This window comes from Streptomyces laculatispora (assembly GCF_017353455.1).
Taxonomy (GTDB): Bacteria; Actinomycetota; Actinomycetes; order Streptomycetales; family Streptomycetaceae; genus Streptomyces; species Streptomyces laculatispora.
Map to the genome: position 1 here is coordinate 1 of NZ_JAFMPZ010000338.1, position 11,791 is coordinate 11,791.

General features: G+C 72.1%; 12 protein-coding genes. 3 read left to right on the plus strand and 9 right to left on the minus strand.

Features of this window, described 5'->3' with window-relative positions; genetic code table 11:
- Positions 1-15 precede the first annotated feature (15 nt).
- Genes J1C73_RS18160 through J1C73_RS18200 form a run of 9 tightly spaced genes read right to left on the minus strand, consistent with a single transcriptional unit; the run spans position 16 to position 9,309 of the window.
- Positions 16-1,191 carry a sugar phosphate isomerase/epimerase family protein gene (locus J1C73_RS18160; protein ID WP_207317321.1) on the minus strand — a complete coding sequence of 392 codons (1,176 nt, stop codon included), beginning with the start codon at positions 1,189-1,191 and terminating at the stop codon, positions 16-18.
- Positions 1,192-1,240: 49 nt separating this feature from the next.
- Positions 1,241-2,650 carry an alkaline phosphatase family protein gene (locus J1C73_RS18165; RefSeq protein WP_207317322.1) on the minus strand — a complete coding sequence of 470 codons (1,410 nt, stop codon included), beginning with the start codon at positions 2,648-2,650 and terminating at the stop codon, positions 1,241-1,243.
- Positions 2,647-3,816: a metabolite traffic protein EboE gene (eboE, locus tag J1C73_RS18170; RefSeq protein ID WP_207317323.1), complete on the minus strand. Its 1,170-nt coding sequence runs from the start codon at positions 3,814-3,816 to the stop codon at positions 2,647-2,649. Before eboE ends, J1C73_RS18165 begins: the two co-directional genes overlap by 4 nt.
- A gap of 3 nt (positions 3,817-3,819) precedes the next feature.
- A complete protein-coding gene (locus tag J1C73_RS18175; protein ID WP_207317324.1) occupies positions 3,820-4,668 on the minus strand; it encodes a TatD family hydrolase in 849 nt (282 codons plus the stop codon).
- On the minus strand, positions 4,668-5,288 hold the full coding sequence (locus J1C73_RS18180) for an EboA domain-containing protein (protein WP_207317325.1): 621 nt from the start codon (positions 5,286-5,288) through the stop codon (positions 4,668-4,670). Before J1C73_RS18180 ends, J1C73_RS18175 begins: the two co-directional genes overlap by 1 nt.
- 10 nt (positions 5,289-5,298) lie before the next feature.
- On the minus strand, positions 5,299-6,174 hold the full coding sequence (locus tag J1C73_RS18185; protein WP_207317326.1) for a sugar phosphate isomerase/epimerase family protein: 876 nt from the start codon (positions 6,172-6,174) through the stop codon (positions 5,299-5,301).
- On the minus strand, positions 6,171-7,070 hold the full coding sequence (locus J1C73_RS18190) for an SCO3242 family prenyltransferase (protein WP_207317327.1): 900 nt from the start codon (positions 7,068-7,070) through the stop codon (positions 6,171-6,173). Before J1C73_RS18190 ends, J1C73_RS18185 begins: the two co-directional genes overlap by 4 nt.
- Positions 7,067-8,221: an inositol-3-phosphate synthase gene (locus tag J1C73_RS18195; RefSeq protein WP_207317328.1), complete on the minus strand. Its 1,155-nt coding sequence runs from the start codon at positions 8,219-8,221 to the stop codon at positions 7,067-7,069. Before J1C73_RS18195 ends, J1C73_RS18190 begins: the two co-directional genes overlap by 4 nt.
- A gap of 53 nt (positions 8,222-8,274) precedes the next feature.
- The gene (locus J1C73_RS18200; protein WP_207317329.1) at positions 8,275-9,309 is read right to left on the minus strand and encodes a ParB/RepB/Spo0J family partition protein; all 1,035 of its coding nucleotides are present in this window, start codon (positions 9,307-9,309) and stop codon (positions 8,275-8,277) included.
- Between the two features lie 224 nt (positions 9,310-9,533).
- Here J1C73_RS18200 and J1C73_RS18205 point away from each other — a divergent pair, with 224 nt between their 5' ends.
- From J1C73_RS18205 to J1C73_RS18215, 3 genes are all read left to right on the plus strand, one after another.
- Positions 9,534-10,010 carry a carboxymuconolactone decarboxylase family protein gene (locus J1C73_RS18205; RefSeq protein WP_207317330.1) on the plus strand — a complete coding sequence of 159 codons (477 nt, stop codon included), beginning with the start codon at positions 9,534-9,536 and terminating at the stop codon, positions 10,008-10,010.
- 261 nt (positions 10,011-10,271) lie between these two features.
- Complete coding sequence (locus J1C73_RS18210) at positions 10,272-11,480, plus strand: cytochrome P450 (protein ID WP_207317331.1); 1,209 nt, start codon at positions 10,272-10,274, stop codon at positions 11,478-11,480.
- Between the two features lie 9 nt (positions 11,481-11,489).
- Entirely contained in the window at positions 11,490-11,684 is a 195-nt protein-coding gene (locus tag J1C73_RS18215) for a ferredoxin (protein ID WP_207317332.1), read from the plus strand.
- Positions 11,685-11,791: the final 107 nt, after the last annotated feature.

Genomic DNA, 11,791 nt, shown 5'->3' on the forward strand with positions numbered 1-11,791 from the left:
GGCCCGCCGATGGTGCTACTTGCGCAGCGCTGCCATGCCCTCGTAGCTGATCCGCGCCTGCTTCAGGGACTGCGCGAGGTCCGTCGAGCTCGGTGCGGTGTCCTGCTCGACCATCGGGTTGCGGTGGTTCGCCTCCCCGACGCGGCGGAAGAAGGTCCGGTAGTCGATGACCCCGGTGCCGAAGGGGACCATCTCGTAGCCGTCGCCGTTGGTGGTGCTGACCACGCCGTCCTTGGCGTGGAACAGCGGGTAGCGCTTGTTGTGGCGGCGGACCAGTGCCGCGGGGTCGAAGATGTTCTCCCGCTGCGATCCGTCGTGCGCGGTGTAGCCGTGGAACTTGTACTGGGCGACGTGTGCCCAGAAGATGTCCATCTCCAGCCATACGGTCTTCGGGTCAGTGACCTTGAGGAAGTACTCGAGCTTGCGGATGCCGGAGCTGCGGGTGGGCCGTCCCTGTGCGTCCAGCGGGCCGCCGTCGAGCAGGAAGCCGTAGGCCGCGTCGTGGTTGTGGGTGTACAGCTTGATCCCCGCACGACGGGCGATCTGCCCCATCGCGTTCCACTTGTCGGCCGCCACGTCCCAGTCGGCACGGTAGGCGCTGCCAGTGGGGTCACCACCGGTACCCATGTGGTCCATGCCGAGGATGTTCGCTATTTCGAGGCTCCGCTTGAACTGGTCCAGATCGCTCTGGCTCAGCGGCCAGGACGAGGGGATGAAGCCGTGGTTGCCCTGGGCGCGCAGGCCGTAGTCGTCCAGCCAGGAGCGCAGCAGCTTCGCGCCCGCCACCGTTTCGAGGTTGTTGCCGCCGGGTGCGTTGGCGTGCTGGCCGAACCCGGCGAACTCGACCTGCTTGTAGCCGTAGCGGGCGAGCTCCTTGAACACGTCGCGGAAGCCCGAGGGAAGGCTGGTGCTGAGCGGATCGCGGCCCGTGGCGTCGCGCACGGTGTACAGGATGATCCCTCGCTTCGCCGCCGGGACCAGAGCCTGGCCTTGGCCGTGACCGTGGTTGTGGTCATGGCCGTGGCCCTGGTGGGACGCGGGCTGGGCGAAGGCCGGCGATGCGCCGAGTACGGGCGCGGCGATCGCCGTTGCCGCAGCGGCGGTGCAGGTGCTGAGGAAGCGGCGGCGGTTGACGCCGAGGGTGCGGCGCAGGGCGCTGTCCGTTCCGGATTCGTCGTTGTACTCGGTCACGGTCTCTCTCTTTCTCGAAGATGCGCACAAGGCTGTGCACGGACCGATCTCATGCGAGGCCGGCAAGCGTGAGGAGCAGGGACTTCACTTCGGTGGCCCGGACGGGGCCGGTGAACGCGTGGGGGGTGGAGCAGAGGATGAGCGGACCTTCTTCGTCGCTCAGGGGGAGGCGGCCGTGGCTGCCCCGGATAGGTGACGGGTCCAGGGGGACGACCGCCATGCGGTAGCGCATCCCGAGCTTCTTGCGGGCGACCGCGGTGGCCGCCTTGACCCGGACGTACGGGTCCTGGGGGTCCAGGAAGAGTTCGACGGGGTCGTAGCCGGGTTTGCGGTGGATCTCGACGAGCTGGGCGAAGTCGGGCGCGCGGTCGTCGTCGAGCCAGTAGTAGTACGTGAACCAGGCGTCCGGGTCCGCGACGGCGACCAGTTCGCCGGAGCGCGGATGGTCGAGTCCGTGTGCCTTCTTGCCCTCGTCGTCCAGGAGCTGCTCGATGCCCGGGAGGTCCGCCAGCGCTTCGCGGGCCGCTTCGAGGTCCTCGGGGCGGCGTACGTAGATGTGCGCGATCTGGTGGTCGGCGACGGCGAAGGCCCGGGAGGTCATCGGGTCCAGGTACTCCATGCCGTCCTGGGTGTGCACTTCCAGGAGGCCGGCGCGGCGCAGCGCGCGGTTGATGTCGACGGGCCGCTCCACCCGGGTGATGCCGTACTCGGACAGGGCCACGACGGTGCGGCCCTCGCGGCGGGCGTCGTCCAGGAGCGGGGCGACGGCACGGTCGAGGTCGGCCGCGGCCTTGAAGGCGCGCGGGTCGTCGGGGCCGTAGCGCTGGAGGTCGTAGTCGAGGTGCGGGAGGTAGCAGAGGGCGAGGTCGGGGTGGCGGGTGTCGAGGATGTGCCGGGTCGCGTCGATGATCCACTGCGAGGAGACGAGGTCGGCGCCCGGGCCCCAGAAGTGGAAGAGGGGGAAAGTGCCGAGTTTCGCGCTGAGTTCGTCGTGGAGGGCCGGCGGGCGGGTGTAGCAGTCGGGTTCCTTGCGGCCGTCGGCGTAGTAGACGGGGCGGGGGGTGACGGTGAAGTCGGTGTCGGCGCCCATCGCGTACCACCAGCAGATGTTGGCGACGGTGTAGCCGGGGTGGGCGCGGCGGGCCGCGTCCCAGAGCTTGTCGCCCTCGACCAGCCCGTTGTGCTGACGCCACAGGAGGACGTCGCCGAGTTCGCGGAAGTACCAGCCGTTGGCGACGATGCCGTGTTCGGCGGGGGTGGTGCCGGTGAGGAAGGTGGACTGGGCGGCGCACGTCACGGCGGGGAGCACGGTGCCGAGCGGGGCGTGGGTGCCGGTCCGTCCGAGGGCCTTGAGGTGCGGCATGTGGTCCAGGAGGCGGGGGGTGAGCCCGACGACGTCGAGGACCAGCAGCGGGGTGGGTGAGCCGTCCGTCCCGGCGGTCGTCCCTGCGGTGGTCATGGCAGCTCCTTGAGGCCGAGGTCGACCAGGAGGTCGCGGGCGAGGGTGAGTTCGGCGGCGATGCCGTCGGCGAGCTGGGCGCGGGTCCGGGGCCGCAGTTCGGCCGGCAGGGCCTGCCAGGTGTACGTCTCGACCTCGAAGTGACGGCTGTGCGCCGTCGCCCCGCCGACCAGCGCCGCGAGCGTCTCACTCAGCACGTCCAGCGTGGACGTCAGCGGCGGCGCGGGCGGGGTGTGCAGCGGTACGTGGAAGTGGGCGCGCCAGGGCACACCGTCCGGCAGCGCACCGCGGACCAGCGCCGGGCCGAGGTCGTCGGTCCCGTGAAGGCCCTGGCCCGTGCGGGCGCGCGTCTGGTGCAGGAACCGCGGTTCGTCGAAGGCGGCGAGTGCGGCACGGACCCCCGGGTCCCGGGGATTCTCGGCGTGCAGGGCGGCGGAGAGCTGCACCTTGGGCACGGTGATGCCGGCCCGTTCCAGAGCGGCCAGAGCCGCGGTGGGCTCCTCGAAGCTCGTCGCGAGATGGCACGTGTCCAGGCACAGTCCGATGCGGTGGCCCGGCAGGGCGGCGAGCGGCTCCAGCGCGTCGGCGGTGGTCTCGACGGCACAACCCGGCTCGGGCTCCAGGGCGACCCTGATCGAGCGGCCGGTCTCCGACTCCAGCCAGTCGAGGCGGCGCGCCAGTTCGGTGAGCGCGGTGTGTGCCGAGGCGGCCGCGGCCGCGTCGAATCCTGTCCGCCAGGCCAGCGGCAGCGTGGAGACGGTGCCCTCTGCGACATCCGGCGGCAGCAGCCGGGTGAGGAGACGGGCGAGGTCGCTGGTGTACTCCAGACGCGCGGGATCGGTCCAGTCCGGCTTGTACACGCGGTACTTGACCGTCTTGCCGCCGAACCCCTCATAGGGGAATCCGTTGAGGGTGACGACCTCGAGGCCGCGCCGTTCCAGCTCGCTGCGCAGCCGTGACGGCGCGGCCTCGTCGGCGTTCAGGGCGTGCACCACGTCGCGGGCCAGCCACAGACCGATGCCCAGGCGCTCGACGCCCAGGTTCCGGCGGACTGGTTCGCAGTACGCGGCCAACTGGGCGACGACACCGTCGAGAGTCTCGGCCGGATGGACGTTGGTGCAGTACGCGAGGTGCAGGACCGAGCCGTCGGGATGCTTGAAACGCACGGCTCATTCGCCCCCGCGCGCGACTGAGTTTCCCTCGTAGAGGGGCTCGGGCTGGGCGCGGTCGAGGACGAGGCGGCCGCTCAGTCCGTAGAACGCAACGGGGTTGCGCCACAGGACCTGGTCCACGTCGTCGTCACTGAACCCCGCGGCGAGCATCGCCTCACCCACCTTGCGGGTCTTGAGCGGATCACTTCTGCCCCAGTCGGCGGCCGAGTTGACCAGCACCTGGCCGAGCCCGTACTTCCGCAGGACGTCGACCATGCGGCGCTCGTCCATCTTGGTGTCCGGGTAGACGGAGAAGCCGAGCCATGCCCCGCTGTCCCTGGCCTCCTCGACCGTGGTCTCGTTGAGGTGGTCGAGCAGCACCCGGTCCGTGGGCAGCTTCGACTCGGCCACCACGTCCAGGGTGCGGCGCAGCCCCACGAGCTTGTCGCGGTGCGGGGTGTGCACCAGCGCGGGCAGGGAATGCCCGGCGGCCAGTTCCAGCTGCGCGGCCAGCGCGGTGTCCTCGGCGGGAGTCATCGAGTCGTAGCCGATCTCACCGACGGCGACGACCCCGTCCTTGACCAGATAACGCGGCAGTTCACCGAGGACCGGAGTGCAGCGCGGATCGTTCGCCTCCTTGGGGTTGAGGGCGATCGTGCAGTGGTGCGCGATCCCGTACTGCGCGGCCCGGAACGGCTCCCAGCCGAGCAGCGCGTCGAAGTAGTCGAAGAAGCTCTGCGGCGAGGTGCGCGGCTGGCCGAGCCAGAAAGCGGGTTCGACCAGGGCGCGCACCCCGGCCGCGTACATCGCCTCGTAGTCGTCGGTGGTGCGCGAGGTCATGTGGATGTGCGGGTCGAAGATGCGCATCAGACTTCCTTGGTGGTCAGAGCCAGTGCGTGGTCGAGGTCCGAGGGGACGGCTCTCTCCGCGGCAGTTCGCTCCGCGGCGAAGTCACCCAGCATGCGGGCGAGTTCGCGGTCCCCGCGGGCCCGGTCCGCGAGCCCCGCGACGGCGGCCAGGGGCACCCCGGTGAACAGGCACTTGAGGACGGCGTGGCGCCAGGCGTGGGCGTCCAGATGTGCCGCGGCGAAGGGTCCGACGGCGGCGGCCACGAGCCCGGTGTCGTTGGCGCGCAGTGCGTCCTCGACCAGCGCCACCCCCTCCTCCGGGGTGAGCCCCAGATGCGGCAGGGCCAGCAGGACGGCGCGGCGCTCGGCGCCGGTACCCCGCTCGTAGAGCCTGCGCACTGCGGCCGCATCGGGGCGGGCCGTGCGCAGCAGCAGCACCCGGGCCACCTGTGCCGACTCCGATGAGCCGCACTCGCGGCCGGCCGCCGCGAAGCGCAGCTCCCACTTCGGCACACCGTGACGTGGCACGGCGTCCAGGGTGGTGCGGGCGGCCTCCCGGGCATCGGCGAGCGCGTCCTCGATCCAGGCGGCGCCGCTGGGGCCGAGGCTCACCGGCAGTTCCTCACGCGTGATCGGCATATCGGTATCCCTAAGTGGACGGGGCCGCCGGCGCGGCGGCCGGGAGCGCCGCGAGCCGCGCGCGCAGGAACTTCATGGAGGAGCGCGCCAGGTCGGGCCCGGCGTGTGAGTGACGGGGCAGTTCGACCACGGTGAGGCCCTGGTAGCCGGTGGCATCGAGCGCGGCCAGCACCGGTGGGAAGTCGATCTCACCTTCCCCGAAGGGCAGATGCTCGTGCACACCGCGCCGCATGTCCTCGATCTGCACATGCCGCAGCCAGGGACCCGCGGCGCTCACGCACTGGTCCGGCGGCAGCGGCTCCAGGCACTGGCAGTGACCGATGTCGAGGGTGAGGCCGAGCTGCGGGTGGTCGTCCAACCGGGCGCGCAGCCGGTGGAAGTCGGCGAGGGACTCGACGAGATGACCGGGCTCCGGCTCGAGTGCGAGCGGCACACCGGCCCGCTCCGCGGCGTCCAGGACGGGCCCCAGGGAGTCACTGAGCATGTCCCAGGCGGCCCTCTCCGCGGTGGCGACGGAGGGTACGCCGCTGAAGCAGTGCACCGCGTGCGCGCCGAGATCGGCGGCCACCCGCACCGCGGTGACCAGCAGGTCGATCCGTGCCGACCGGGCCTCCGGCTCCGGTTCGAGCAGGCTCGGGGCGTGCTTGCGGCGCGGGTCGAGTACGTAACGGGCACCGGTCTCGACGGTGACGGACAGGCCGAGTCTGTCCAGCAGCGCGGCGATCCGGGCGACCCGGCCGGCGAGATCGGGACCGAACGGGTCGAGGTGCATGTGGTCGAGGGTCAGACCCACCCCGTCGTAACCGAGCTCGGCGAGGACACTGAGGGCGTCCTCCAGGCGCAGATCGGTCAGGCCGTTGGTGCCGTAGCCGAGACGGACGCTCATGTGGGGCTCACCTTCCGGGCCAGCCGACGGGCCACCGGGACGAGTCCGGCGAGCAGCGCGGCGGAGGTGAGCGCGCCGGAGCGGGCCGTGAGGGCCGCCTGGAGCGGGATCATCGCGCGGATCCCGCCGCTGACGGCCTTCTGGGTCAGCGGCGGCGAGGGGTTGAGCGCCGCGTGAAGATACGGGACCGCGGCCGTCGCCACATAGGCGCCGGTGAGGGCGGCCCTGGCGTACGCCCGCGGCCGTTCGTCCGCGCACCGCCCGGAGCCGGTCAGGGTGCCGAGCGCGGCCGTCGCGCCCAGCGCGGCCAGCGGTGCGCCCGTCGAGCCGCCCCGGGTCTCGTTGCGGGAGACCGTGGTGAGCACATAGGTGTGCGCGCCGAGCACGGCGGCGGGCACCAGGGCACGGCGCGCGGCACGGGCCGGACTCCCCACGTCTGCCCGTGGGCCGGCGCTCGCCACGGCCCCGAGCAGCAGGTCGAGACCACGGGCGGCGGCCATCGCGGCCGGGCCCGCGGGCGTGTGCTTCAGGCGCAGGTCGTACGCCCACACGGTGCCGGCGAGAGCGGTCGCGGCCAGCGCGGCGGGGCGGCCCGCGGCCAGTGCCAGGCCCACCCCGGCGACGGTCAGACCGGCCGCCGCCGTCAGTGCCCGGGCAGGAGCGATCCGGCCCGAGGGCAGGGGCCGGTGCGGGCGCTCCACGGCGTCCTCGTCCCGGTCGGCCCAGTCGTTGAGCGCCATGCCCGCCTCGTACAGGCACAGCGAGGCACCGGTGGCCAGGGCGGTACGGGCCCCGGGGCGCGCGCCGCTCGCGGCGGCCCCGGCGAGCACGTCGCCCGGGACGCTGAACAGGGCCGAGACGCGCAGTAGTTCGGCCCAGTCGCGGGGGGTGCTCACCGGGGCTCTCCCAGCGTCGCGGCGAACGCGAGGAGCTCGTCGTACTGCTCGGCGAGGGCGGCCGAGGTGCCGTCCGGGTCCTTGAAGTAGAAGCCGAGCGAGGGAAGGCTCCCGGTGATGCCCGCCTCGTGGGCGCGCGCGGCGAGCCTGGCCAGGTCCAGTACCAGCGGCGCGGCCAGCGCCGAGTCGCAGCCCTGCCAGATGGTCTGAAGGATCATCCGGGAGCCGAGAAAGCCCTCGAAGGCGACGTGGTCCCAGGCCGTCTTCCATTCGCCGAGCGCGGGTACGTCGTCGATGTGCACCTCACCCTCGGGCAGGGCGCCGAGGTTGTCCTCGAGGACCCGGTTCTTCCCCGCGTTCTTCGCCGCGGCCGCCGCGGAGTCGGCGAGCGCGGCGCCGTCGCCGCCGCCGAGCAGATTGGTGCCGGACCAGGCCCGTACGTCCAGGGCGCGCTGGCGGAACATGGGCGCCAGGACCGCGCGCAGCAAGGTCTGCCCGGTCTTGCCGTCCCGGCCCGCGTACGGCACCCCGGCTGCCGCGGCTGCTTCGGCGAGGGCCGGATGGCGTATCCCGGTGGACGGTGTGAAGTTCACGTACGCGCACCCCGCACGCAGGGCGGCCGCCGCGTACAGCGAGCTGGCGGGCAGCCGGTCCGCGCCCGCGACGGGGGCGGGTTCGGTGGAGGCGACGTTCACGACGACGGTACGGGCGAGGCCGCCCCGCCGGGTGAAGCCCTCGATATCGGCGGCGAACGCCGTGATCAGCTCCTCGTCGCCGCGTGGGTCGCCGGCCATCGGTCCGCCGGTGCGTATCTCCCGTTCGACTGCGGCCAGTTCACGGTGGACGGCGCGCACCAGCCCGTGCGGCAGGACGCCCTGCTCCGCGAGGGCCTCGGCGCGCTTGGGCAGCGGCCAGTTGACTGTGTCATGGCCGCCGAAGACGAGGCCGGACAGCGCGGGCAGCGAGGCGGCGGCGAACGCCGGCGACTCGGTGACCATGCCCGTCGGCCCGTACAGGCCCGCTGCGAGCGCGGCGCACCCGGCGACCGCGGTGGTGGCGACGGAGCCGCGGGCTCCGATGAACCAGACGCCGGTGCCGCTGCCGCTCTCGGCTCTGGCGGGGATACCGGGCGACTCGGCATGCTCGGACACGGAAGGCCTCCTGGGGTGCGTCGGTTCTGGTCGGCGGGGCGATGAGCGGGGCGCTACTGGGCGCGCTCCTGGAGCAGTTCGGCCAGCTCGCTCCACGCGGCCGCGCAGCTGCGGGCCAGGTCGGCGACCTCGGGGGCCCAGTGGCAGGGCAGTCCGTGGGCGAGCGTCTCGATGTCCTGGCCGGTGACGGAGTAGTGGCGCAGCCAGCGCAGAGCGCGTCGGCCGCTCTCGCTGAGCCGCAGCGAAGGGTCCTCGTTGAGCTTGGCGAGCAGCCTGTTCCGGTCCACCACGACGGCCTCGCGCTCACCGTCGGCGGGCGCGGCCGCGGGGCGCCGGCGGTCCGGGCCGACGGGAGTGAGGAGGGCGGGCCGGACCTCGCGGTAGCGGCCGGGGACGGGGTCCTCGCCGCGGTCGATCCGACGCCGTACGTCCCGCACCGTGGCCGGGGAGAGCCCGGTGGCGCGGGCCACCTCGCGCAGGCCCGCGTCCGGTGCCTCGCGCAGGAGGGCGGCGGCGCGGCGCCGGCGGCGGCCGCTGTCGAGGGGCCGTACCCGGCCGTCCTGGCCGAGCCGGGTGCCGGTCTGGACCACGCGCCCGGCGCCCGACCGGGTCCGCAGGCGGGAGACCGTCTTGTCGGAGATCCCCACGGCCGCCGCCACCGCGCGGTCGGACCACTGCGGGAACGCCTCGATGATGCGGGCGGCAGCGGCGGTGCGATCGGCGCGCGTCAACGGCAGGCCGTGGGCGACGTTCGCCTCGACGGCCAGCACGAAGGCGGTGGCCCGGTCGCAGTCGAGCAGCCTCGCCGGGACCTCGCCGCGCCCGTTGAGCCGGGCCGCGTGGACCCGGTGGACACCGTCGATGACGCGCAGGGTCGGGCGGTGCACGGTGATCGGCGGCAGAGCGTTCTTGGTCTCGGCGAGCATGCGCACGTGGGCCTGGTCCGGGCCGGACAGCCGGGGGGAGCCGTCCAGCACGAGCGAATCGACGCGTACGCGGGTGACCGGATGCGATTCGATCCACCGCACCGGTGACGCGATCCTGCCGGGACCGCCCGCCCGGTACGTCACCTGCTCGGCCAAAGACAACGGGCACCTCCTGACGGCGTCTGCAACAGCGGATCCGCTTCCGAGCGACATTGGAGGCGGTCCCGCCGTGCGGTGTCAACGCGCCGCTAGCCGGTCTCGAATCCGGCTGGAGTCCCTCTCAAGGGCAAGGCCGGCGGCCGCCTGCCGTGCGTATCCATGTCACAGTCCCGCGCCGTGCGGTGTCTTCAGGACATACGCACCGACCACCACCCCAGGAGACCGCCATGGAACCCCGTCTGAACCTTTTCGGCAGCCCCGTCGTCGCCAAGGCACTGAAGTACTTCGCCTCGGCGAGCCGCACCCTCATCAAGGAGTCGGCGCTGCCGAAGTCGACCCAGGACCTGGTGATGCTGCGGGCCAGCCAGATCAACGGCTGCGGCTACTGCACGGACGCGCATTCCAAGGACCTCGCACACGCGGGGGAGTCCGCGACACGGGTCAACCTGGTCGCGGCCTGGCGCGAGTCCAATGTCTTCACGGACGCAGAGCGTGCCGCACTCGAGCTGACGGAGCAGGGCACCCGGATCGCCGACGGAGCCGGCGGCATCACGGACGAGGCCTGGACCGAGGCCACCAAGCACTACGACGAGGAACAACTGTCGGCCCTGGTGTGCTTCATCTCCTTCATCAACTCCTCCAACCGCTTCGGCGTCATCAACCGCACTCCCGGCGGCGACTACCAGCCCGGCGATTTCGACTGATCGCCTGGAGCCGTCGTGGAAGCCCGGTGGACGTGCGCCCGAGCGCCGCGGCGCCCGGGCCGCGAAGCTGCCTGCTGGGTCCCGGTGTCCGGTGCCCCCGAGGGTGTGCAAGCGCGGAATCCCCGCGGTCGCGCGGTGTGCGCGGCGGTCGGCTCTCATGTCTATGGTGACGTCGGCCGCATGCGCCGTGCCCCCTGGCCGGGCCGGCGGCGGACCGTCTGATCAGGTTCGTTCACCTGTCGCTACAGATGCGAGGCATCCATGACGGAAGAAGCTGTGATGCGGCAACTGGTCCCCTTCCCCCAGGACCGTACGTGCCCGTACCACCCGCCGGCAGGATACGACCCGCTGCGTGCGGACCGGCCGCTGACCCGGGTCAGGCTCTACGACGGCCGCGCCGTGTGGCTCGTCACGGGGTTCGGCGCGGCCCGCGACCTCCTCAGCGACCCGCGCCTGTCCGCGGACCAGGACAACGAGGCGTTCCCGTCGCCGACGGAGGGCTTCAAGAACCGCGTCCGCGGCCGCCGCCTCTCGCTGCTCGGCATGGACGACCCCGAGCACAAGGCGCTGCGCCGGACAGTGATCCCCACTTTCACGGCCAAACGCATCTCCGCGCTGCGCCCGCGCATCCAGGAGATCGCCGACCGGCTGGTCGACGACATCATTGCGCAGGGGCCGCCGGCCGAGTTGGTGAGCGCGTTCGCGCTGCCCCTGTCGTCTCAGGTGATGTGCCTGATGCTCGGTGTGCCCTACGACGACCACGAGTTCTTCGAGGAGCAGTCGCGACGGCTCCTGGGCGGGCCGACCGTCGAGGACACTCAGCGAGCCGGGGAGCAACTCGACGCCTACCTGGGCGCGTTGATCGAGTGCAAGCAGCATGAGCCCGGGGACGCCCTGCTCGACGAGCTGATCCACGAGCCGTATGCCCGGGGGGACATCCGGCGCGACGAGTTGATGGCGCTCGCGGCGCTGCTGGTCGTCGCGGGCCACGAGACCACCACCAACATGATCTCCCTCGGCGCGTTCACGCTGATCGAGCACCCTCAGCACCTCGCCGAACTGCGAGCGGACCCGGACCTGATGCCTGCGGCCGTCGAGGAACTGCTGCGCTTCCTCTCCGTGGCCGAGGGCGGAATGCGGGTGGCGACGGGGGACATCGAGTACGGGGATCACACGATCCGCGCGGGCGACGGCGTCATGATGTCGACGTCCCTGATCAACCGCGACCCCGCGCAGCACGGTGTGGCCGACGAACTGGACTGGCACCGCGAGGACCGCCATCACCTCGCTTTCGGCTTCGGTATTCATCAGTGCCTGGGGCAGAACCTGGCCCGTGCGGAGATCGAGATCGGGCTGCGCACCCTGTTCGACCGGCTGCCCGGTCTGAAGCTTGCGGCGCCCGTGTCGGAGATCCCCTTCAAACCCGGCACCACGCTGCAGGGAATGATCCGGCTCCCGGTGGGTTGGTAGGAGATGAGTGTGCGGATTCACGTCGACAAGGACCGTTGCGTGGGCGCGGGCATGTGTGTGCTCACCGTGCCCGGCGTCTTCACGCAGGACGACGACGGCCTGAGCGAGGTCCTGCCCGGGCAGGAGAGCGGGGCGGGACAGCCTCTGGTTCTCGAGGCGGTGCGGTCCTGCCCCGTGCAGGCCGTCGCGGTCGAGGAGGACTAGCCTCGGCGTTTCGATTGAGGTGAGACGGCTTCGCTGACCACCAACTGTCGGGGGAGCGAGGTGAGTTTGTTGCCTGGGCATGGCGGAGTCCCGGCGCGGTGGTCGGG

Excerpts from the sequence above, each read along its gene's own strand:
- J1C73_RS18210 (WP_207317331.1), top strand. The coding sequence starts at position 10,272 with ATGACGGAAGAAGCTGTGATGCGGCAACTGGTCCCCTTCCCCCAGGAC.
- J1C73_RS18180 (WP_207317325.1), bottom strand. The coding sequence starts at position 5,288 with ATGCCGATCACGCGTGAGGAACTGCCGGTGAGCCTCGGCCCCAGCGGC.
- J1C73_RS18185 (WP_207317326.1), bottom strand. The coding sequence starts at position 6,174 with ATGAGCGTCCGTCTCGGCTACGGCACCAACGGCCTGACCGATCTGCGC.
- J1C73_RS18165 (WP_207317322.1), bottom strand. The coding sequence starts at position 2,650 with ATGACCACCGCAGGGACGACCGCCGGGACGGACGGCTCACCCACCCCG.
- J1C73_RS18175 (WP_207317324.1), bottom strand. The coding sequence starts at position 4,668 with ATGCGCATCTTCGACCCGCACATCCACATGACCTCGCGCACCACCGAC.
- J1C73_RS18205 (WP_207317330.1), top strand. The coding sequence starts at position 9,534 with ATGGAACCCCGTCTGAACCTTTTCGGCAGCCCCGTCGTCGCCAAGGCA.